The following is a 21,684-nucleotide window of genomic DNA, read 5'->3' as shown; positions in this document are numbered from 1 at the left end:
CGTGATTCGGTAGAGAGAAAGAAGTGAACGGATAAGTGAAAGGCAACACGTTGTTTAAAATTATCGGAGCAGTAGCCGTGATCAATTTAGGGTCGCGGTTTATCGGTTTTTTACGAGAAGTCGTCATTGGCTATCAGTTTGGAACGTCAAGCATAGCAGATAGTGTCGTTGCGGCATATACGTTACCGAACTTCTTTTATGTTGTGATCGGAGGCGCGATTACTACCGCTTTTATTTCGATTTATAGTAAAATGGATGACCCGCCCAGGAGGGAGACATTCTTAAGCTCTATTTTTACATGGCTCTCGCTTTTATTAATCATCTTTACAGCCTTGTTAATGGTCTTTTCTGAAGTGGTTATTGGCTTGTTATTTAGAGGACTTCAACCTGAAGAGCTTGCGCTAACGGCTGATTTGTTTCAGATCATGGCTCCTGCAACATTGTTTCTCGTCATATCGATGTGGTTTACGGGCATTTTAAATGTAAATGGAAAATTTACGCTCGCAACAATGTCGACTCTATTAATGAACGTCACGTTTGTAATCATTGCTGTTGTTGGCTATTCGTACATCGGACCATATGCTCATGCATACGGAGCGGTAATTAGTGCGATTGTGATGGCGGTTATGTTAGTCGTTTTGTTGAAAAAAGGAAATTTTGTTCGTTTTCGAATTAACTTAAAAATAGACGATGATTTTAAGAAAATGTGGCGTTTAGCGTTTCCGATTATATTAGGAGGCGCAACGTTACAATTTTACTTTTTAATTCATCGAATTTTTGCAGCTGGACTAAGTGATGGTGCGATTTCTGCTTTGAATTACTCATCAAAAATTGTTCAACTACCGCAAAGTGTATTAATGACAGCTGTGACAACCGTTATTTACCCGTTGCTTGCGAAAAAAGTAGCAGCAAATCAGAAGGATGACATTCAAAGACTTTATCAAAAAGGGTTGCGAATGATGACGATCACCATTATTCCGGCGACAATCTTTGCATATTTTTACGCAGAAGAGATTTTCCGAGTTGTGTTTGAATATGGTAATTTCACTCGTGATTCGACGTTAATAGCTGCACCACTTTTTCAGCTATTAGTGATTGCGATGTTTGCTCATTCAGCCAATTTATATGTTACTCGTTTCTTTTACGCAAAGGAGAAATCCATTCTCCCTGTGACTTTAGGAGTGATTTCGGTTTTTGGAATTAATGTTGGTCTGAATCTATTATTAATCAACCATTTTGGTGCTTTAGGTCTTGCTGCTGCAACATCAATTAGTGCAATTAGTAATTTGTTGCTGCTGCTGATCGCGGCAAAGGTAGTTTTAAAGTTAAACCTTTTTGGACCGAAAACATTCACAACGATCTGGAAGTTTACTGTACTCTTTGCGGCAATCATAGCTGTTCAACTAGGGGTGAAATCATTGATCACGTTTGATATGCCTATCGTCACTTTAACGATTGCTTTAATCATAACGATGGTTGTTGTTGGTTTGATAGTTTATGGATTACGTTTCCCTGAATTTGAAGCTGTCCGTACGAAGCTACTGAAAAAAATTGCGAAGCGAGGATGAATTAGTTGTTATAGGAACGAAAAAGAAATACAAAAAAGAAGAAGCTAACATGCAGCTTCTTCTTTTTCCTGTATATTCTTTTTCACTTTTTCAAAAGCTATTATCTAAAGGACTCATCAATCGCACGTGTCATGAAACGTGAAAACATAACGCGGCTTGTTGGTTCATTCGGACGGAACGATTTACCTTTTCCATACTCTGTCGTAATGCCATGATAAGCAATGATATCAATGGCTTCTAAGCTTGTTTCCGAATACGTAGAACGATTAATATCAGCATACTGGTAACTTGTGTTAGATGGTTTCGTTAGGTTGAACGTACGAGTCAAGACAATCGCCATTTGCGAACGTTTCAAATCCTCACCTGGATTCATCTTTCCATTGTTACCAGTCATAATTCTATGATACTCCATCTTACGGAATAACTCATAATAATCACGATCTGTAGAGACGTCCGTTGCTTTTAATTGATAACTGCTAGGAGGAGCAGTTAAGTTTAACTCACGATCAATCATTCTTGCTGTTTGAATTCTGTTGATCGTTTGATTCGGTTTAAATGAGTTATCAGAAAAACCACTGATCACACCACGGTCGTAAAGGAACATAACTTCATCGTAACCTGAGGTTGTGTTTGTTACGTCTGTAAAAATATCATTGCGTTCTACATCAAATTTAATGCTATTCAGTGAGAAGCCGAGTTGAGCACGTAAGCGATCAGGAAGTTTTTGACCCTGCGGATTTGGTTTTGGAAGTGTTTCTTTTACTTCTTTTTCTGATGTTTTGTGCTTAGCGGTTACAACCACTTCTTGAACACTTTGTGCATCGGTTCGTTTTGTAATTTTAATATCGCTGACCATATAGTCAGTTGTTCCAAAAACGGCGTGTGCAATGGTTTCGTTAGCCACTGTTACTGACCAACCATGATGGTGGCTTGTATTCGTATCATATCGATCATCTACTGCTTTTAAATAGTCAAATTTACCGCCCCATACATTTTCGCTGTTTTCAGTGTGTCCACCTGAACTTGAATGGAAGACAGCGTCAATCAGTCGATCGTTATGAACGGCAACTACGCCTTGTGTTTCTTTTATTGCTTTGTCTGAATTAGTGTGCTCAAGTGATTTACCACGGTATACCTGATTAGAGACGTCATCATCTAAGTAGCGGCCATTAGCAATTCTTTTGGCATAAGTACGGGCAGCTACTGCTTGTGCTTTTAGTGCTTCCAAATGTTCGGTACCCCAAGAAGCCGGCATTTCACTTGGTACAACTCCTCTCAGGTAATCTTCAATATCTAATTCGTTAATAAGGGTTAAGCGTTGGTCGTCTGGCTCGATATAGAACGATCCACGATAATCGGCCGTTACATTACTAGACCCATGTCTAACTTTAGAAACAGTTGTGTAGTTGCTATCTTGCTGTTTCTTTGGGATTAATGTGAAACCTTTTGTTGAAGTTAACATTGTATTATCTATTTTTGCAACGGCTTCCTTGCTGCTATTTTGACTAAATTCAATGGATCCTTTAAATGAAACTTCTAGACCATCTTCTTCGTTTAATAACTTGAAATCCCCATTTGGAGTTAATGTAAATGTTTGCTCGGGGTTTAATATTACTTTCACGCTTGAGTTAGCATCTTGTCTTAAATTAATCCCAGTATAATAATGCTTTAGAATTTGTTCATAAGATTTCCCTTCCTTAGCCATACCTAAAGCACCATATTGGCTCATTCCAACGCGGTGGCCCCAGCCATCACCTGTAAAAGTAAATGTAGCACCACTGTTGGATGAAGATGCTTGTACCGTTTCATCAGGATCAACATACTCAACTCTGGGAATTTCAACACCGTCAAGGATTGGGCGTGTTTCAACATTCGTGATGATTTCATCTCCACTCGCGAATGCGGAATCAAAAGTTGTTAAAGCTAAAATAGGTAATATCATGAGAATCGTAAATAGTCGTAATTTTTGCATCGTGGTCTCCTAACTTCTTTATAGTAGTTTCATTGTTTAACAGAAAAAATATGTAATTTTACTTAATTTCCCTTCTATTTTCGACTTCCTTTTACAATTTTAGTAGTTTCATTATAACAAAATGATACAATTTTCATATAGTTAACGAATGGAAAATGCAATAATAGGTAAAATAACACATCTCGAATGTGTGAAATTGTGGCAATATGTATAATTTATAAAGTTTTTGATTTCGAAATCTGTTCTTTGTGGTACAATCCATTATGGAAGTTTTACAAATACTTCTTTGGGATAAGATAGCATGTTTATAGAAAAAGAAATAAAAGTGGAGTTAATGGAGAAGGTAAGAAATAAGGAGGGTCATTATGCTCGCTTTGGCTTTAGTACTTTGTTTTATCGTTACGATGTTGATTACACCGCTAGTAAAGCGTTTTGCTATAAAAATTGGAGCTATCGACAAACCGAATCATCGCAAAGTACACCAAACTGTGATGGCTCGTTTAGGTGGATTAGCCATATATATTGGGTTTTTAATCGGTCTTATCATTTTGCAGCCAGAAAGTCCTTTTATGATTCCTGTTTTAATCGGTGGTTTCATTATTATTGTGACCGGGTTTCTTGATGATATGATGGAGCTTTCTGCTAAGTGGAAGTTATTAGGTCAAGTAGCGGCTGCGGCTGTCGTCATTTACGGTGGAGTTCAAGTGGAATTTATCAACTTACCGTTTGATGGTCAATTGCAACTAGGGTGGTTTAGTATTCCGTTAACGCTGCTTTGGATTATCGGAGTTACAAATGCGATTAATTTAATTGATGGCCTTGACGGTTTAGCGGCAGGAGTTTCATCAATTGTGTTAATTACGATTTCATCTCTTGCGATTATACAAGGCGATGTATTTGTTGCAGCGCTTGGAGTTATTTTATTAGGAAGTACATTAGGATTCCTTGTTCATAATTTTAATCCTGCAAAGATTTTTATGGGTGATACAGGTGCTTTGTTTTTAGGTTATATGATTTCGGTTATTTCCTTATTAGGATTTAAAAACGTTACAATGTTCTCGTTGTTAATACCGGTTATCATTTTAGCAATTCCGATTTCAGATACATTGTTTGCAATCGTTCGTCGTTTAGTTCATAAACAACCATTATCTGCTCCTGATAAGTCACATTTGCACCACTGCTTATTAAGATTAGGACTGTCTCACAAACAAACAGTTCTTGCTATTTATGCAATGACAGCATTTTTCGGCTTAGCTGCAGTCATGCTAACGATGTCGACGTTATGGATATCTATGATCATTTTATGCGTTACGATTATTGCGATTCAGTTTATTGTTGAACGGGTTGGATTAGTTAGTTCAGAATACAGACCTATGATCAAATTTTTTAGACGCATCACAAATTCAAAAAGACCTTTAAAATATGAAAAGTAACTAGGTTGCAACACCTAGTTATTTTTTTTCTAAATATAAGCAACAAAAAAGATTGACTCAGAATCAAGCTGAGTCAATCTTTTTTTTGTAAGCCAAGATGAGTTTGGAACGTGTCTTTTAACTCAGTTAAGGATTCATCAGTAAGGCCGTAATAATAAACGCCATTAATACGTGTGTCATTCCCTACAAGCGAAAGTGATTCAACTTCATTTATGCCACTTGCGTAAGAGTGAAGTGCAATAATGTTTCCAAAGCTTAGATTCGTAGCCATATGTTCTTCCACACTTTGCATGACGTCACCGTAACTAGTGATTGATGAAAGGGAAGCTCCTTTTGAGATAATGCCTTTAATGACTTCTTGTTGACGTTCTCCACGTCCTAAATCACCACGCGGATCTTTTTTGCGCATTCTCGAGAATGCAAGTGCTTCTTCCCCATTTAATGTCTGAGTGCCTTCATATAATGTAATGCTTTCTTTATTATTATTACTATCCATTTCAGTAAATGTAAATGGTACTTCGACTTCTACTCCTCCAAGAGCATCAATAATTTCAATAAAAGCAACGAAATTTAGGGTAACATAGTAATCCACTGGTATTTCAAATAATTGCTCAACGGTTTCTATTGTTAGGTCTAACCCACCAAAGGAGTGAGCGTGATTGATTTTATCTGGATTCGCTCGCCCAGGTATGTCCACTAATGAATCTCGTGGAATGTTTAGAATTTTAATTGATCTTTCTTCCTTATTAAACGTAGCAAGCAACATCGAATCAGTACGTCCTCGTAAATCACCATCACGATCGTCCACTCCAAGAATTAACACTGAAATATTATCTTTACTAGGATCGACAGCGACCTCACGCCGTTCGGACTTTTCACCACGGTCGAGCTCTAATTGTGTATTCGCCGCTACATTGGATAATTGATAAATAAAATAAGTTGCCGCAGCCCCGACACATAGGAGAGTGGCAATGCAAAAGAGCATAATAACTCGAACTATTTTTTTCTTTCTGCGTTTATGGCGCCTTAAACGTTTCTGCGTCATCGCAATACCTCACTTTTTACTATTAAATGTATTTGTTATAAGTTTTATGAATACCATGAACCGAAGAATAGACATAATTCAACATATACCTCATAGTAACGAAAAACAGTAGATTAGTAAATAAGAAGATTGTTGGAAATCGATTCACTGCGAGTTTGACAGCGGAAACTGTGAAAGAATCACTAAAAGTTAATAGGCTCTCTCAGCATAGATGCATATGCTATTGCGCGAAACTAAGAGAGTATATATCCAAATAATGGATTGTTACTTCGTGTAAGAAAATTCGTCATAAACGTCGCTTTTTACTGTCAATTTCGAAAAAAATAGCGCTGAATCCTTTCGGAAAGGGACTGAAGTGGCAATCGAGTTTTCAATCAATAGAAATACTCACATAGAAATCATTATTGCAAAAAGAATGAATATTGCATTGGAAAAATTTATCACTTATAATTAGGTTAGTCCTAATTACGAAAAATGCAGAATAATATGAAAAATTACCAAAAAACGTAACAGGAAGCTATTTTTATAGCGAGATTCGTTTTAATGAAGAGAGTGGTATGATGGGGAAGTTAGATGAGATGGATATGGAGATTTTAGGTTTTTTGCAAGAAAATGGAAAGCGCTCTTACACAGAAATTGCGAAACTGCTTAAGGTGAGTGAAGGAACGATTCGTACGAGAATTAATCGTATGTTGAAAGATGGAGTGTTCGAATTTATCATACATATGGATCCGAACAAGATTGGGCTAAATGTTCAAGTCATTATTGGGATATCAACGAAGCTTGGACAACAGGAACAAATTGCAAGAACCTTAAATCAGTTTCAAGAAGTCAGGTTCGTAGGCGCATTTTCAGGACGTCACGACTTAATATTACAAGCTTATTTTAAAAACAACGACGATCTTGTTGATTTTGTTAACAAAGATCTTGCTAAGATGGATGGAATCATATCAGTAGATGTGAGCATTGAATTAAAACAATACAAAGATTGTTTCTCCTATATAATTGAATAATAATATTTCTTAGTGAATGTTAATTATGTAGTCGTATTATCTTTTGAAAATCATCAAGTTTTACACTGAGTTTTCTTAATTATCTGAAAAAAGCGCAACCCGAATGAAATGATTGTTTTTATTTAGTTAATCTAAAGTTCAGTTATTCAAATAAATTACTACTAATTTCTATAAATGTCAGGGTGATTTTTCTTGAACAAGCCATTATTAAATATTAAGAACTTAAAAACGTCTTTTCGAATAAAAAATGATTACTATGCTGCTGTTGATAATGTCACACTCTCCGTTAACCAGAATGAGATTCTAGCAATAGTAGGTGAATCTGGATCTGGAAAGAGTGCTTTAGCTTTTTCTATTATGGGTCTTCATAATAAATTACGTACGAAAGTTGAAGGCGAAATTATTTACAAAGGAAATAATATAGCTAATGTATCACCACGAAAATTAAATAAATTGCGTGGGTCAGAATTAGGGATGATCTTTCAAGATCCCTTAACGGCTCTTAATCCATTAATGACAGTTGGAGAACAAATTGTAGAAACCTTGATCTTACATTCAAAAATGTCAAAAACCGAACGGAAAAAAAGAGTAATTCAACTTTTAAATCAGGTGGGAATTCCTCGTCCTGAATACACATTTGAACAATTCCCTCATGAACTTTCCGGTGGAATGCGTCAACGTGTTGTGATTGCGATGGCGATTGCTTGTAAGCCGACATTATTAATCGCCGACGAACCTACAACCGCACTTGATGTGACGATTCAATCACAAATTCTTGATCTAATAAAAAAGCTGAAGTTAGAGTTGAATTCGGGAATTATCTTAATTACACATGACCTAGGGGTTGTGGCTGAGATGGCGGACCGGGTCGCGGTGATGTATGCAGGGCAAATTGTTGAAATCGCAGACGTGTATACGTTGTTTGCAAGTCCGACGCATCCATACACACGCTCATTATTAAATTCGGTCCCATCAACGAACGAAGAAAGTGGACGACTCCATGTCATTGAAGGGATTGTCCCATCCTTACAAATGTTGCGGCGCGAAGGCTGCCGTTTTAAAGACCGAATTCCATGGGTTGATGAATCGGCTCATGAAAAGCATCCAGAATTGCACGAAATTAAGCCAGGACATTTTGTTAGATGTACATGCTACAAAGAATTCAGTTTCCCGAACAAGTTAGAGGAGGAACAGAAGTATGGCACTTCTTGAAGTGAAAGACTTAAAAGTTCACTTTCCTGTTAAGGGGGGACTACTACCAAGAGTACTTGGTCATATTAAAGCCGTTGATGGCGTGAACCTTACGATTGAACAAGGACAAACCTATGGACTAGTTGGTGAGTCGGGATCTGGTAAAACAACAACCGGGAGAGCGATTATTGGTTTGAATAAAATTACTTCCGGTCAGGTCTTGTTTGAAGGACAGGATATTACCGGAATGAAAAAGAGTAAAGGCATTGATTATCGCCGTGATATTCAAATGGTTTTTCAAGATCCGTATTCATCTCTTAATCCGAAAAAGCGAGTAGCTGATATCGTAGCGGAGCCGCTTCGGAATTTTGAGAGGCTTGGACGCGACGAAGAAAAAAGAAAAGTCCAAGAATTAATGAAAAAGGTGGGCCTTAGTCCAGATAGTATTCTGAAATATCCACATGAGTTCTCGGGTGGACAAAGACAACGGATTGGCATTGCAAGAGCGATTGCATTAAAGCCAAAGTTGATCATCGCCGATGAGCCAGTTTCCGCACTTGATGTATCGGTACAGGCACAAGTACTGAATTTCATGCAGGACATCCAAAAGGAATTAAACCTGACATACTTGTTTATCAGCCATGATCTAGGAATTATTAAACACATGTGTGATCACATTGGGATTATGTATAAAGGTCGTTATGTGGAGCAAGGGACAACGGAAGAGATTTTTCATAACCCTCAGCACATTTACACGAAACGATTGCTATCAGCAATTCCTGATATCGATCCGAAACAACGCGCTACCCAAGCTGAATTTAGGAAACAAGTAAAAGAAGAATATGATCAGCATTATGATCGTTACTTTGATGAAGAAGGCTTGGCTTATCCATTACAGCCAGTTTCAAAGACGCATTTGGTAGCTTTACCTGGAGAGGTTGAATGATATGTGGAAGTTTACTGTACGACGAATAATACTAATGATTCCTCAAGTCATTTTTCTGAGCTTATTGATTTTCATTATGGCCAAGGTGATGCCCGGGGACGCGTTGACGGGGTTAATTGATCCGAATATTGATCCAGCTGCCATCGAAGCAAGACGAGAAGCGATGGGGTTAAATAATCCTTGGTATATTCAGTATATGGATTGGATCAAAGGAGTGATCCAATTTGATTTTGGTCAATCGTTCCGTTATAAAATGGCGGTTTCTGAATTAATTTCAGAACGTCTTGTGAATACATTTTGGCTTTCAGTCGTGACATTATTTTTTACGTATTTACTTGCGATTCCACTCGGGATTACAAGTGGACGCTTTAATGACACATGGGGAGATCGTTTAATTACAGGCTATACATACGTAGGGTTTGCAGCGCCATTATTCATTTTTGCCTTAGTGATGTTATGGTTGTTTGGTTTTAAACTAGGTTGGTTCCCGACGGGGGGGAGTGTCACACCGGGACTTGTGCCAGGAACATTTGAGTACATTTTAAGCAAGTTGAATCACTTATTGCTCCCATCGTTGTCGATGGCATTAATTACAACGGTTTCAACCGTTCAATATTTACGTAGTGAAATAATTGATACGAAACAAAAAGAATTTGTGTTAACAGCTAGAGCCAAAGGGGCACCTGAATCTCGCGTGTACAACCGTCATATTTTGAGAAATTCCCTTTTACCGATTGCGGCATTCTTTGGTTTTGAGATTACAGGTTTAATCGGGGGAGCGATCTTCATTGAGAATATATTCGGCTATCCTGGAATGGGGCAGCTTTTTCTGACTTCAATCACGATGCGTGATTTTAGTGTCGTGACGGCATTGGCTTTATTATTCGGTATAGCCTCAATTCTAGGTGCATTGCTTTCTGATATTATTTTAAGTCTCGTCGATCCGCGAATTCGGATTAAATAAGAAGTAGTTATGGTTGAGGTGGTTATAAAATGAGGATGAACAATGCGAACACACCGAGATCGATGCAGGAGATTGAAAAAAGTCCTTCTGGTTGGAAAATTGTTATACGTGAGATTATTAAAGATAAATTAGCGTTCGTCTCGCTTATTTTTCTAATATTAGTTATTCTATTTGTTTACGGGGTAGCGTTATTTTTAGACCAGGCCGAAATCGTGACGGTTGATCTATTTGCCATACATGAACCACCATCATCTGAGTATTGGCTTGGTACGGATTATGGTGGACGAGACATATTTGGCCAATTAATCATCGGTACACGTAATTCGTTGAGCGTTGGAATTTTAGTTACGTTACTTAGTGGAATCATTGGGATAACGGTTGGAGTTATATCTGGGTACTTCGGTGGAACAGTTGATAATATTTTCATGAGAATCGTTGATTTCTTCATGATCTTACCGTTTTTAATGATTGTTATTGTTTTCGTAGCGATTGTTCCGAAATATGGTATTCTATCATTTTCGCTAATTATGACCGCTTTTCTCTGGATGGGAATTGCTAGGTTAATTCGTTCAAAAGCATTACAAGAACAAGAGCTTGATTACGTTCATGCGTCTAAAACACTGGGATCTTCAAACTTCCAGATTGTTTTCTCACAAGTGCTGCCAAATTTAAGCTCACTTATCATTGTAACAATGACGTTAAACCTAGCAGCAAATATTGGGTTGGAATCAGGGCTTTCTTTCCTAGGATTTGGTTTTCCTGAGAGTACACCAAGTTTAGGAACATTAGTTAGCTATGCAAGAAACCCGCAAACATTGGAGCATAGATGGTGGATTTGGTTACCAGCATCGCTACTAATTCTAGTATTGATGTTGAGTATAAATAATGTCGGTCAAGCTCTCAAGCGTGCGACAGATGCAAGACAAAGAAGAGGATAAGAGGGAGGTTATATAATGGGAAAGTCTAGTTTGAAAAAGTTGCTATTTACCTTGATGCTAATTTTATTGCTAGCTCTTGCAGCGTGTAGTGGTGGAGGCGAAGAAGAGCAAGTCGATGAAGGAGAAACAGAAGATGATGGTCTTTATTCAATTGAAGATTTCAGCAAAATGAAAACAAATGAAGGAGAAGCAATCGAAGGTGGTTCATTCACGTATGGTCTTGTTTCTGACACAGCATTTGAAGGTACACTAAACTCGAACTTCAATTCAGGAGGTCCTGATGCTCGAGTGATTGGTTGGTTCGATGAAGCATTACTAACATGGGATGAAAACTTTGTTTATACACAAGATGGTGCAGCAACGTATGAGGTTTCAGAGGATGGAAAAACGTTCACATTTACCATTCGTAATGGTGTAAATTGGCATGATGGTGAGCCTGTAACGGCTGAAGACTGGTTATTTGCTCATGAAGTCATTGGACATCCTGACTATGATGGTATTCGTTACGGTTCAGACTTCACGAATATTGAAGGGATGGAAGCGTACCATGCAGGTGAAGTAGATACGATTTCTGGTATTGAAGTAATTGATGAAAAAACATTAGAAATTACGTATATCAAGGCAACGCCGTCTCTAGTTACTGGTAGTATTTGGACTTATCCATTAGCGAAGCATATTTTTGGTGAGATGGAAGTTGCTGAGATGTCTTCTTCTGATGCAGTAAGAAGACATCCAATTGGCTTTGGTGCATTTAAAGTAGAAAGCATCGTCCCTGGTGAGTCTGTCGTTTATTCAAAAAATGAAGACTACTGGCGCGGTGAGCCAAACTTAGATGAAGTCGTTCTTAAAGTTATTAACCCTAACGTCGTTGTACAATCATTACAAACGGGTGAAGTAGATACAGTAGACGCGTTCCCTGTTAATCAGTTCCCAGATAATGCGGACATGTCAAATGTTGAGTTTTTAGGTATGGTTGACCGTTCTTACAATTATATCGGTTTCAAGCTTGGAACATGGGAAGATGAGGAAGTAGTACCAGATCCAGAAGCGAAAATGGCCGATGTGAACTTGCGTAAAGCAATGTGGCATGCGGTTGATAATGAAACAGTTGGAGAACGTTTCTACCATGGATTGCGTTGGAATGGTACTACGCTAATTCCACCGTCGCATCCGGAATTTCATGATGAAACAAATCCAGGTATCACGTATAATCCCGAGCGTGCGAAGGAACTTCTTGAAGAAGCTGGTTTCGTCGATGTTACGGGAGATGGCATGCGTGAAGATAAAGATGGAAATGAACTTGTGATCAACTTTGCTTCAATGAGTGGTGATGATATTGCTGAGCCATTGACACAGTACTATATCCAAGCTTGGAAGCAAGTTGGTTTAAATGTTCAATTGTTAGATGGACGTTTGCAAGAATTTAACACATTCTATGATCGTGTTGAAGAAGATGATCCAGGAATAGATATATACCAAGCTGCTTGGCAAGCTGGGATTGATGTTGACCCAACAGACCTATATGGACGTAATGCAATGTTCAATTACACTCGTTATGCAAGTGAAGAGAACGATCGTCTACTCGCTACGGGTGTATCTGAAGAAGCGTTTGACGTCGCCAAACGTCAAGAAATTTACAAAGAGTGGCAACAATTAATGGTTGATGAGGTCCCACTATTCCCAACACTTTACCGTGCTGCAGTAGTTCCGGTTAACAATCGTGTGTTAAACTACTCAATTGGTGATGGAACAGAAATGTATTTACATGAAATTGCGGTAACATCAGAAAGCCCATTAGTAGCTGAGTAACGATTGTACGAGAATAAGCATTCCTCTAATGGAGGAATGCTCTTTTTTTAGGGGGGGCAGACCCCCTAATTATGCTTCAACTATTTTTGCAACAACTTTCCGATTCCTAGGACCATCAAATTCACAGAAATAAACACCTTGCCATGTTCCAAGCATGAGACGGCCATTCAAAATGATCAGTGTTTGCGCATGGCCGACCGTACTCGTTTTCATATGAGCGGCCGTGTTGCCTTCCATATGAAGGTCCTTTGGATGATCCCAAGGGTATACTTCATCGAAGCGACGAAGCATGTCTGTTTTCACATCAGGGTCAGCGTTCTCATTAATGGTAATGCCGGCCGTTGTGTGGAGGGAGGAAACGACAACGATGCCTTCCTCAATTTGTTGCTCGTAGATCCATTCCTCAATTAATGAAGTAATCTCAACCATTTGATCACGTGCTACTGTTTTAAGGTGAAACGTTTTTATCATATTGGTCATCCTTTCATGAAGTAGTAGGAGGATTTTTGTTCACTTTGCTGTATATAGCTAGGTAACAAGTGAATAGGAATGATGGTATGATTATAAAAACTCATTACCAGTTACCACACTCGTTGTCATTAGTAACCCTTTTTCCCTCATTCGATCTACTCCTGAAAATTGCATCTTATCGAAAATCGTGATCGACTGTGATGCCCTCCCAGAAAAAATCAATCAAATCATTAAAAAACATCTTAAAGATATGATAAAAGATTCAGAGTTCGGCATCCTCTCAAAGCTCGGTGCCGCTCCTCATCTCCGCATACACAAACACTCTATTTAACATCGACCTCTAAATATGTTTCCTCGCCCCGCTTAATCGCGGCCTGTCCGTTCGTGATATTTGTCATCCACGCGACAAACTCCTCCAATTGATCAATTTCCACGTATGTTTGCACATCGACTTGTTCAAGGTAATCGATGCCCTTCATTTGGTAGGGTGACTCTCGTAAGGCGTGCTCGACTTTACCGAGCCAGTGGTAGTCGATTTCCGTATGAACGATTTGTGTGAGTGATCTCTTTACGGTGCCGACTTCTTTTAGTCCTTCGCTGACGGCGCCGCCGTATGCACGGATTAAGCCGCCGGCACCGAGCTTGATTCCGCCGAAATAGCGGGTGACGACAACAACGGTATCTTTGAGCCCACGCTTTTTAAGTACTTCTAACATCGGGACTCCGGCTGTTCCGCTTGGTTCTCCGTCATCATTTGCTTTTTGAATTTCGTCGCGTTCGCCAATTAAATAGGCGGAACAGTTATGTGTCGCATTCCAATGTTGTTTTTTTAATTTTTCGATGAATGCTTGTGCGGCTGCTTCTGTTTCGACTCGATCGAAGAAAGCAATAAATCTAGACTTTTGTATGATGATTTCGTGTTCACCAGCACCTTTTACGGTTTGATAGGTTGAAAGAGCCATCATTATTCCTCCTTCTTTTTTCATAGTTTTACAAATGCGAGAAATATATATGTAATAAAGCTATGGTACGATAAATTAGTCCGAATTAGTCTCTGACGGAAAATCGGTTCTATCTTATCAAGATTATTGGAAGATCGTCAAAAAGTGGTTGCGATGGCTCCGCACGGTACTCGCCTATTTTGAGAAACTCACCCAGAATAGGCTCTGAAACCTAGCTAGCAGTTCCAGTTATGATCGATCAAAAAAAGGGAAAAATCACTAAACTCTAGAAAAACAACTTGATAGAAAAGATTTTTGCGTTGTTTGGTTAGAAGATGATGTAAAATAAGAATAGCGAAATTCATTTTACATAGCAAATGGATTGCTTCATCTTCCACTAGAGGCTGGTGATTGGTTTGACGGATACAAAAATGTTAGACAAAATTATTGATCAGACATTGGACACAGTAGGGAAAAGTCGCGAACAAATCTTTGAGAATGGCGAGCAGTCACGACAAGAACTGCAAGCTTTGGAGAATGAACTCGTTGAAGTTCGTTTGAAAGTAGCGACAATCATTGAAAAGACAGACAGAACGGAAATGCATGCACGTTTTGCACGCAATCGCTTAGTTGAAGTAAGCAAAGAGTTTGAGAAATTCACAAATGATGAAGTACGAACTGCTTATGAGCAAGCAAATGATTATCAAATTCAATTAGCTGTTTATAAACAAGAAGAGGTTCAATTACGAGATAAACGAGCTCAGATTGAAAGTCGGTTAGTTAATTTAAAAAACACGGTGATGCGAGCTGAACAGCTGGCAGGACAAATGGCGATCGTCTATAAATTTCTTTCAAGTGATATAAAAAAAGTAACGCATGTTATAGAAGATGCGCGCGAAAAGCAAGCATTTGGATTACAAATCATTGAAGCGCAGGAAGAAGAACGGAAGAAACTATCAAGAGAAATTCATGATGGACCGGCGCAAACGATGGCGAATGTCTTGCTACGCTCTGAGCTAATTGAACGAATTTATCAAGAAAAAGGAATTGAGGATGCATTAAACGAGATCAGAGACCTACGAAAAATGGTAAAATCCTCACTTGTGGAAGTGAGAAGGATTATATACGATTTGAGACCGATGGCGCTCGATGACCTCGGGTTGATTCCAACTCTAGCAAAATATTTAAAGACCTTTGAAGAACGTACGCAGATTTCTATAGTGTTTCGGCATATCGGGAAAGAGACGCGACTCCCACAACAGTTTGGAATCGCCTTATTCAGGCTTGTACAAGAATCAGTACAAAATGCCTATAAGCATGCCGCCCCTACTGAAATCCAAGTGAAAATTGATATTACGCCAACTAAGGTTATAATGTTAATTAAAGATGATGGAAAAGGATTTGATCCATCTTTGAAAAAAGAAGGTTCATTTGGTTTGATCGGGATGAAAGAACGAGTCCATATGCTAAAAGGTGAGATAAACATCGAATCGAAACGAAATGTAGGAACGATTGTCATCATAGGCATCCCGTTAAACTCTAAGTCAAACTAGCAAACTTGTACAACGAAATTGAAAATAGTGTCAGCAAAGAGGTGAAAATGATGAGTGAAGATCAAAATAAGAAAGTTAAAATTGTTATCATTGATGATCATCAGTTATTTCGTGAAGGTGTGAAACGGATTTTGGACATGGAGCCAGAGTTTGATATCGTTGCTGATGGACAAGATGGTTCTCAAGCGATCGAGCTTGTTAAAGTTTACCGTCCAGATGTTATATTAATGGATATAAATATGCCACAAATGAATGGGGTAGAAGCTACGAAGGAATTGGTTACAGCTTTTCCAAATGCAAAAGTATTGATTCTATCTATTCATGATGATGAATCCTATGTTACTCATGTATTAAAAACAGGAGCATCCGGTTATTTGTTGAAAGAGATGGATGCGTCTGCGCTAGTTGAAGCGGTAAAAGTTGTCGCATCAGGTGGAGCATATATTCATCCGAAAGTAACACATAATTTAATTAATGAGTATCGTCGTCTAGCAACAGAAGATGAGCTTCATGAAGAGTCAATTGGATTCCGAGAAGTTGAATATCGTAAACCTTTACATATTTTAACACGTCGTGAATGTGAAGTGTTGCAATTAATGACAGACGGACAAAGCAACCGTGTGATCGGTGAAACGTTATTCATTAGTGAAAAAACCGTGAAAAACCACGTAAGTAATATTTTGCAAAAAATGAATGTAAATGACCGTACACAAGCAGTAGTGGAGGCAATAAAAAAAGGTTATGTGATCGTAAAATAACGAAGAAGAGAGAAATTGCTATATAGCAACGTTCTCTCTTTTTTTTTTATGTCTGTAGAAGTAGAACGGTGTAGGCTTGAAAGCAAGTTTGTTTCGATGTAAAGTAATAGAAAGACTTTCCATATAAGAAAAGTGAGGAAAAATGATGAATAAGAGTGTTGCCGTTGTAACGGATAGTACAGCCTATTTACCCGAAAATATTCGCAAGGAATTGTCGATTGAGATGGTGCCACTCCATGTTGTGTTCGGAGAGGAATCGTTTCAAGAAGAGAGAGATCTTACGACAGAGGAATTTTATAAAAAAATGACGTCAACAGAAGATCTTCCTAAAACATCACAGCCTGCAATTGGAGATTTTGTCACTGTTTATGAAGATCTTGCAAAAAAGGGGTACAAGCAAGTCGTGAGCATTCATTTATCTAGTAAGATTAGCGGTACATATCAAGCTGCGATGGGTGCTGCTAATATGGTTGAAGGCATTGACGTATATGGATTTGACTCGGAAATTAGTTCAGCTCCTCAAGCCTATTATGTTCTTGAAGCTGCAATAATGGCAAACGAAGGTGCTGATGCCACTGCCATTCTTGAAAAGCTCAAAGAGATGAAGAAAACGTCAAAAGCATACATCATGGTCGATGATTTAAGTCATTTACATCGTGGAGGGCGCTTGAATACAGCGCAGTTAGTAGTTGGGAATTTGCTGAAAATTAAGCCGATCCTTATATTTGAAGACGGACGCATTGTTCCTTTTGAAAAAGTGAGGACAGAGAAAAAAGCATTAACGCGCATTCTCGGTTTGCTTGAAGCGGATGTTGAACAAGGTGGAAACTTTATCGCGACAGTTATTCATGCGAATCGCTTAGAGGATGCTGAAAAATTAGCAGCTACGATTCAAGGAAGGTTTGGAAATGTCACAGTGGATATTAGTCATTTAGGTCCTGTTCTCGGCACGCATTTAGGCCCGGGAAGTCTGGCTATATGTTGGCAAAAAAAGTAGAGATCCGATATTCACCTTAAGAGTATGACACAAAGCAACGCTGTCATGCTCTTTTTTTAAAAGCGCAGGCTCATATTCCCCAGAAATGAGGTGCCCCAAATGAAACACTCTTCGCAGGTTCAAGACTTAGCACAACACCTTGACGGAAAACGATTGCTCCTTTCTGAAATTCCCTTACGAAAAGAAGTGCTGAAACAAGTGTTAAAAAAAGGCTTTCTAAAAACGGAGTCGGGACTAGAAACAGTAGGAAACCAATTGAAATGCAGGCGCTGCGGAAATGATGATCGAACACTATTTGGTAAACATGTTTGTGCTCGCTGTCAAACAACCTGTTCCTACTGTCGTCATTGTTTGCTTTTAGGAAAAATTAGTAGCTGCCAGCAACTGTATAGTTGGTGCGGGCCTGAACGAACTAGGCCTTCAGTTGATAGAAGTTTGAAGTGGGAAGGAGCACTCTCACCCGGACAGAAAAAAGCATCCGAAGCTGTACGAAAGGCAACGCTCAAGCAACAAGAGCTTCTTGTCTGGGCCGTATGTGGCGCAGGGAAAACCGAAGTAATGTTTCACGGCTTAGAAACAGCGTTCGCCAAAGGCAAGCGCGTCCTCATCGCCACTCCGCGCACCGATGTTGTTAAAGAATTGTATCCGCGCTTTGCCAGTTCTTTTCCTCAAATTGTAATCTCAGCTTTATATGGAGGCAGCAAAGACCGACAGCCGAACGCACAACTCGTGCTTGCGACCACTCATCAAACGATGCGCTTTTACAAAGCCTTTGATCTTGTCGTCATCGATGAAGTCGATGCCTTTCCCTTTTCCTATGACAAAAGCTTGCAATATGCGGTTCAACAAGCAATGAAACAGACAGCCTCCACGATCTACTTAAGTGCGACTCCGTCTACGACTCTACTTGCAACTCCGAACCTTGAAGTTATCAAAATTCCGCGGCGCTTTCATGGGTTTCCGCTACCGATTCCACGGTTTCAGTGGTGCGGAAACTGGCAAAAGGCAATGCGCAAACACAAACTCCCATCACCTCTTATTACGTGGATAAAAGCTTATCTTCAAACGAAAAAACCGCTCCTTCTTTTTGTCCCGTCGATTTCCACTTTGCATCACGTTTCTACTTTATTAGCAAAACTATCTCTTGAGCATGCCTCGGTTCATGCAGATGACCCGAATCGTCATCAAGCAGTCCAAGCTTTTCGAGATAAAAACATATCATTAATGGTCACGACAACGATTTTAGAGCGAGGGGTAACGTTTTCAGATGTTCAAGTAGCGGTACTTGGAGCAGAAAAGGATGTCTTTACAGAGGCGGCTCTCGTGCAAATTGCTGGCCGGGTTGGACGAAAGGCCGAAGCGGCAACTGGTGACATCGTCTTTTTTCATTTTGGGATATCAAAGGCGATGAGGGCAGCTCGAGCACATATCGAAATGATGAACAATGAGGGAGGGTTTTGATGCGATGTTTAGCTTGTCATGACACTTTTTTCGAACAACCGGTTTGGCGTAAGTTACTAATGCTTGAATCTCCTACTAAGCTATGTCGGCTCTGTGAGTTGAAACTGGTGCCAATTAGCGGCAAGCGATGCGTCGCTTGTTCAAGGTCGCTTGATTCACTTACGCAAGCATTTAAGAATGGTGATCAATGTTTAGATTGCTTGCGCTGGGCTGAGCGAAAAGACATAGGGCATCTTCTTGAACGAAATGTTTCGCTTTATGAGTACAACGCTTTTTTGAAAGAATTATTTGCAACGTTTAAATTTCGAGGAGATGTTGTGATTGCTTCCTTTTTTGCCGAGAAAATGGCGCGACTCTATCAAAAGGATTTCCGTGGCTACCTTCCCGTTGCGCTCCCGCTCAGTCAAGAAAGGCTTGTTGCAAGAGGGTTCAACCAATCAAGCTTACTGATGCAAGGCTGGGCGGAAGATCAAGACATATTAATTCGAACAACAGGTGAGAAACAAAGCAAAAAAAATCGCAAACAAAGAATGAGGCAACTACATCAAAATCCATTTTCACTTCGAGAAGAAGCAAAAATCGAACAGAAAAACATCGTGCTCGTCGATGATATTTATACAACAGGAACATCAGTTAGACTGGCAGCAATTGTATTAAAAGAAAACGGAGCAAACAAGATAGCATCCCTGACAGTTGCTAGGTAAGGAGAGCTCTGACAACCTTGCTTCTGTTAAACGCTGACTAAGTCATTGCCTTTGAAAAGGGAATCTCAACATTTGAAGACGAAACAGCATTTATCCTCCTCTACTTGAAGAAGAAGCGATTCAAATTGACGATACAAGAGGAGAATAGTGCAGTCGGTGTCGCTGGATGTGTTAAAGGGGCTTTATTACCTTTACTTTCTCTTCTATTCGACATAAAATGATCGAAAGGAGGTGTGTTGTTGAATGGAGAATGAGATTTTAATTCTGTTAAAGAATATGAATGAAAAGATGGACAAGCAGTATGAGCAGATTGAGGCACGTTTTGACAAGGTTGAATTACGATTAGACAAGATTGAATCAAGACTAGACAAGATCGAATCAAGGCTAGATAAGGTCGAATTAAGGTTAGACAAAGTAGAATCTCGCTTAGACCAGCATGAAAGGCTATTGCAATCCTTAATCACAATGACTGCGAAAAACACAGAAGACATCACTTCACTTCGAACAGAAACGAATCAACGCTTTGACAAACTTGAAGTCGCCTTTTACAAAATGAACTCAGACATTGACCTCCTATTCCAAGAAACCCAAACAAACAAACGTGATATTGCTCAATTAAAGAATCAATAAAGGAAAACTCTCCACTACTTGATAGACGTTTGAGTGGGGAGATTTTTTGTTTGGTCTATATACGATAGCAATTGCACAGCTCTTTAGATCTGATGAAAATTTCAGTAATGGAGATGACAAAGAACAACATTCTTTCTCAAGCTTCTCAATCAATGCTGGCACAAGCAAACCAAGCTCCACAATGGTAGTAAGTATTACCGATGTAGCGCTACAAGCATTCTTTGACTTGAGGAAAGTGCTAAAAAGATAAATAAGTAAAATGATTGAAGAGAAGGAGCTGTGGCTGCTCATAAGAAAAGAGGTGATAGCTTCATCACCTCTTTATCGTTATTCAGTTGCGTCCTCCTCCATTTCTTCCAAGTCGTCGATCTCGATTTCCTCAAGATCATTTAAACCAGAATAAGGATTGTATTCCTCTGCGTTTTTAAGGATACCAGCAGGAACTGTGATTTCTGAAATGTCGTTAAAATGATCAAATGTGGCGTTCATTGTTGAGTGAATTCCCACCAATTCTTCCTCCATCTCTAACTGTATCGTCATCTTCATGTTCATTTTTGTTTGTAAGAAGGTTTTCTTTTCAATGTAAAGCCTATAGTCTAAGTCTTGGATCGTTGCCATCATCATGAGCTGGTCCATATCCGTAGCCATTTCATCAAGCACCAATCTATTTAATTCTTCTGCAAAAGCTTGAAGGATATCATTAGAACCTTCTATTGTTACAATATAATAAGTATCATCTTCCTCATAAGACAGATGCTCAGAGTGGCGAGTGAGCAATTCGAGTTGCTCTGCTGGACTCATTTGTGTTTCTTCAAGTTCACGTAATTCTTGGGTGAAGTTTTCTGGATATGTAAACCATTTATCTTCAATCGCATCTTTATAATAAACGCCGTCTTCAACCATATAAAGTTCCGTTTCTAGGTTTCCCATTTCTGGTACATCCATTTGGCTCTTTTGATACATAATGAGAGGCTTCTGCATCATTATTTCCATGTACAAACTACTAGTTGTTGCGAAGCGTTCCTCATTAGGAAACTCCATTTCCTGGCTCACGTCCATGTTCGAGGAAAGGCTTTCAATATTTTTCATGACGTAGATTGATTGTTGCAAAATATCTTCAACGGCGAGTACATCTATTATTTCTTCTTTTTCGTCTTCCACCGTTGGCTCTTCCTTTGGTTGATTGATAACGGTCTCGGTTTCATTGCAAGCAGTGAAGAGAGCGCAAATAATCAATGCTACGATCCCTTTTTTAAGTTTATCCATTCAGTTTCCCCCTTGAATCTATTT

The 21,684-nt window shown here is 39.1% G+C and carries 19 protein-coding genes and 1 pseudogene; 15 read left to right on the top strand and 5 right to left on the bottom strand.

The annotated features are described in order from the left end of the window. Window positions 1–35 precede the first annotated feature (35 nt). Complete coding sequence (gene murJ / locus SAZ04_RS12145) at window positions 36–1,568, top strand: murein biosynthesis integral membrane protein MurJ (protein ID WP_332695447.1); 1,533 nt, start codon at window positions 36–38, stop codon at window positions 1,566–1,568. Between the two features lie 100 nt (window positions 1,569–1,668). On the opposite strand, the gene SAZ04_RS12140 is transcribed toward murJ, so the two are convergent. Further along, window positions 1,669–3,540, bottom strand: a complete 1,872-nt coding sequence (locus SAZ04_RS12140) for a SpoIID/LytB domain-containing protein (RefSeq protein WP_332695445.1) — start codon at window positions 3,538–3,540, stop codon at window positions 1,669–1,671. A 365-nt stretch (window positions 3,541–3,905) separates the two neighbouring features. Here SAZ04_RS12140 and SAZ04_RS12135 point away from each other — a divergent pair, with 365 nt between their 5' ends. Then, entirely contained in the window at window positions 3,906–4,973 is a 1,068-nt protein-coding gene (locus SAZ04_RS12135) for a glycosyltransferase family 4 protein (protein ID WP_332695443.1), read from the top strand. 73 nt (window positions 4,974–5,046) lie between these two features. Here the strand turns inward: SAZ04_RS12135 and SAZ04_RS12130 are convergent, their stop codons facing one another. Beyond that, on the bottom strand, window positions 5,047–6,018 hold the full coding sequence (locus SAZ04_RS12130; RefSeq protein WP_332695441.1) for an LCP family glycopolymer transferase: 972 nt from the start codon (window positions 6,016–6,018) through the stop codon (window positions 5,047–5,049). Between the two features lie 560 nt (window positions 6,019–6,578). Between SAZ04_RS12130 and SAZ04_RS12125 the strand changes: the two genes are divergently transcribed. From SAZ04_RS12125 to opp4A, 6 genes are all read left to right on the top strand, one after another. Continuing rightward, the gene (locus tag SAZ04_RS12125; protein ID WP_332695481.1) at window positions 6,579–7,031 is read left to right on the top strand and encodes an Lrp/AsnC family transcriptional regulator; all 453 of its coding nucleotides are present in this window, start codon (window positions 6,579–6,581) and stop codon (window positions 7,029–7,031) included. Window positions 7,032–7,223: 192 nt separating this feature from the next. After that, window positions 7,224–8,243, top strand: a complete 1,020-nt coding sequence (locus SAZ04_RS12120; RefSeq protein ID WP_332695439.1) for an ABC transporter ATP-binding protein — start codon at window positions 7,224–7,226, stop codon at window positions 8,241–8,243. After that, entirely contained in the window at window positions 8,230–9,168 is a 939-nt protein-coding gene (locus SAZ04_RS12115; RefSeq protein ID WP_332695437.1) for an ABC transporter ATP-binding protein, read from the top strand. The genes SAZ04_RS12120 and SAZ04_RS12115 overlap by 14 nt, the downstream gene beginning before the upstream one ends. 1 nt (window position 9,169) lies before the next feature. Beyond that, the gene (gene opp4B, locus SAZ04_RS12110) at window positions 9,170–10,132 is read left to right on the top strand and encodes an oligopeptide ABC transporter permease (protein ID WP_332695435.1); all 963 of its coding nucleotides are present in this window, start codon (window positions 9,170–9,172) and stop codon (window positions 10,130–10,132) included. A gap of 29 nt (window positions 10,133–10,161) precedes the next feature. After that, a complete protein-coding gene (locus SAZ04_RS12105) occupies window positions 10,162–11,070 on the top strand; it encodes an ABC transporter permease (protein ID WP_332695433.1) in 909 nt (302 codons plus the stop codon). 15 nt (window positions 11,071–11,085) lie between these two features. Further along, on the top strand, window positions 11,086–12,879 hold the full coding sequence (gene opp4A / locus SAZ04_RS12100; protein ID WP_332695431.1) for an oligopeptide ABC transporter substrate-binding protein: 1,794 nt from the start codon (window positions 11,086–11,088) through the stop codon (window positions 12,877–12,879). Between the two features lie 69 nt (window positions 12,880–12,948). Here opp4A and SAZ04_RS12095 read toward each other — a convergent pair whose 3' ends face one another. Together SAZ04_RS12095 and SAZ04_RS12090 are read right to left on the bottom strand one after the other, a co-directional pair. Further along, window positions 12,949–13,350: a secondary thiamine-phosphate synthase enzyme YjbQ gene (locus SAZ04_RS12095; protein WP_332695429.1), complete on the bottom strand. Its 402-nt coding sequence runs from the start codon at window positions 13,348–13,350 to the stop codon at window positions 12,949–12,951. A 323-nt stretch (window positions 13,351–13,673) separates the two neighbouring features. Continuing rightward, window positions 13,674–14,315: a YigZ family protein gene (locus SAZ04_RS12090; RefSeq protein ID WP_332695427.1), complete on the bottom strand. Its 642-nt coding sequence runs from the start codon at window positions 14,313–14,315 to the stop codon at window positions 13,674–13,676. Window positions 14,316–14,707: 392 nt separating this feature from the next. On the opposite strand from SAZ04_RS12090, the gene SAZ04_RS12085 reads away from it, so the two are divergent. From SAZ04_RS12085 to SAZ04_RS12055, 7 genes and pseudogenes are all read left to right on the top strand, one after another. After that, on the top strand, window positions 14,708–15,844 hold the full coding sequence (locus SAZ04_RS12085) for a sensor histidine kinase (RefSeq protein ID WP_332695425.1): 1,137 nt from the start codon (window positions 14,708–14,710) through the stop codon (window positions 15,842–15,844). A 50-nt stretch (window positions 15,845–15,894) separates the two neighbouring features. Then, window positions 15,895–16,602: a response regulator transcription factor gene (locus tag SAZ04_RS12080; RefSeq protein WP_332695479.1), complete on the top strand. Its 708-nt coding sequence runs from the start codon at window positions 15,895–15,897 to the stop codon at window positions 16,600–16,602. Between the two features lie 145 nt (window positions 16,603–16,747). Next, the gene (locus SAZ04_RS12075) at window positions 16,748–17,599 is read left to right on the top strand and encodes a DegV family protein (RefSeq protein ID WP_332695477.1); all 852 of its coding nucleotides are present in this window, start codon (window positions 16,748–16,750) and stop codon (window positions 17,597–17,599) included. Between the two features lie 99 nt (window positions 17,600–17,698). Then, window positions 17,699–19,060, top strand: a complete 1,362-nt coding sequence (locus SAZ04_RS12070) for an ATP-dependent helicase ComFA (RefSeq protein WP_332695423.1) — start codon at window positions 17,699–17,701, stop codon at window positions 19,058–19,060. Continuing rightward, a complete protein-coding gene (locus SAZ04_RS12065; protein WP_332695421.1) occupies window positions 19,060–19,764 on the top strand; it encodes a ComF family protein in 705 nt (234 codons plus the stop codon). The genes SAZ04_RS12070 and SAZ04_RS12065 overlap by 1 nt, the downstream gene beginning before the upstream one ends. Window positions 19,765–20,007: 243 nt before the next feature. After that, window positions 20,008–20,394, top strand: a complete 387-nt coding sequence (locus SAZ04_RS12060) for a hypothetical protein (protein WP_332695419.1) — start codon at window positions 20,008–20,010, stop codon at window positions 20,392–20,394. Between the two features lie 92 nt (window positions 20,395–20,486). Then, window positions 20,487–20,582, top strand: a pseudogene (locus SAZ04_RS12055) (flagellin); the annotation flags it as partial. A 139-nt stretch (window positions 20,583–20,721) separates the two neighbouring features. Here the strand turns inward: SAZ04_RS12055 and SAZ04_RS12050 are convergent. Further along, window positions 20,722–21,660 (bottom strand): DUF6612 family protein, encoded by a 939-nt coding sequence (locus SAZ04_RS12050; protein WP_332695417.1) that lies wholly within the window; start codon window positions 21,658–21,660, stop codon window positions 20,722–20,724. Window positions 21,661–21,684 lie beyond the last annotated feature (24 nt).

The organism is Halalkalibacter lacteus, from assembly GCF_036663595.1.
Classification (GTDB): Bacteria; Bacillota; Bacilli; order Bacillales; family Bacillaceae_D; genus Halalkalibacter; species Halalkalibacter lacteus.
This window is presented reverse-complemented; position numbering and strand designations above follow the sequence as displayed.

Bases quoted from the DNA above. Each gene is read 5' to 3' on its own strand.
- SAZ04_RS12140 (WP_332695445.1), bottom strand. From the start codon at position 3,540: ATGCAAAAATTACGACTATTTACGATTCTCATGATATTACCTATTTTA.
- SAZ04_RS12135 (WP_332695443.1), top strand. From the start codon at position 3,906: ATGCTCGCTTTGGCTTTAGTACTTTGTTTTATCGTTACGATGTTGATT.
- SAZ04_RS12130 (WP_332695441.1), bottom strand. From the start codon at position 6,018: ATGACGCAGAAACGTTTAAGGCGCCATAAACGCAGAAAGAAAAAAATA.
- SAZ04_RS12125 (WP_332695481.1), top strand. From the start codon at position 6,579: ATGGGGAAGTTAGATGAGATGGATATGGAGATTTTAGGTTTTTTGCAA.
- SAZ04_RS12115 (WP_332695437.1), top strand. From the start codon at position 8,230: ATGGCACTTCTTGAAGTGAAAGACTTAAAAGTTCACTTTCCTGTTAAG.
- opp4B (WP_332695435.1), top strand. From the start codon at position 9,170: ATGTGGAAGTTTACTGTACGACGAATAATACTAATGATTCCTCAAGTC.
- SAZ04_RS12105 (WP_332695433.1), top strand. From the start codon at position 10,162: ATGAGGATGAACAATGCGAACACACCGAGATCGATGCAGGAGATTGAA.
- opp4A (WP_332695431.1), top strand. From the start codon at position 11,086: ATGGGAAAGTCTAGTTTGAAAAAGTTGCTATTTACCTTGATGCTAATT.
- SAZ04_RS12095 (WP_332695429.1), bottom strand. From the start codon at position 13,350: ATGATAAAAACGTTTCACCTTAAAACAGTAGCACGTGATCAAATGGTT.
- SAZ04_RS12090 (WP_332695427.1), bottom strand. From the start codon at position 14,315: ATGATGGCTCTTTCAACCTATCAAACCGTAAAAGGTGCTGGTGAACAC.
- SAZ04_RS12080 (WP_332695479.1), top strand. From the start codon at position 15,895: ATGAGTGAAGATCAAAATAAGAAAGTTAAAATTGTTATCATTGATGAT.
- SAZ04_RS12075 (WP_332695477.1), top strand. From the start codon at position 16,748: ATGAATAAGAGTGTTGCCGTTGTAACGGATAGTACAGCCTATTTACCC.
- SAZ04_RS12070 (WP_332695423.1), top strand. From the start codon at position 17,699: ATGAAACACTCTTCGCAGGTTCAAGACTTAGCACAACACCTTGACGGA.
- SAZ04_RS12065 (WP_332695421.1), top strand. From the start codon at position 19,060: ATGCGATGTTTAGCTTGTCATGACACTTTTTTCGAACAACCGGTTTGG.
- SAZ04_RS12060 (WP_332695419.1), top strand. From the start codon at position 20,008: ATGGAGAATGAGATTTTAATTCTGTTAAAGAATATGAATGAAAAGATG.
- SAZ04_RS12050 (WP_332695417.1), bottom strand. From the start codon at position 21,660: ATGGATAAACTTAAAAAAGGGATCGTAGCATTGATTATTTGCGCTCTC.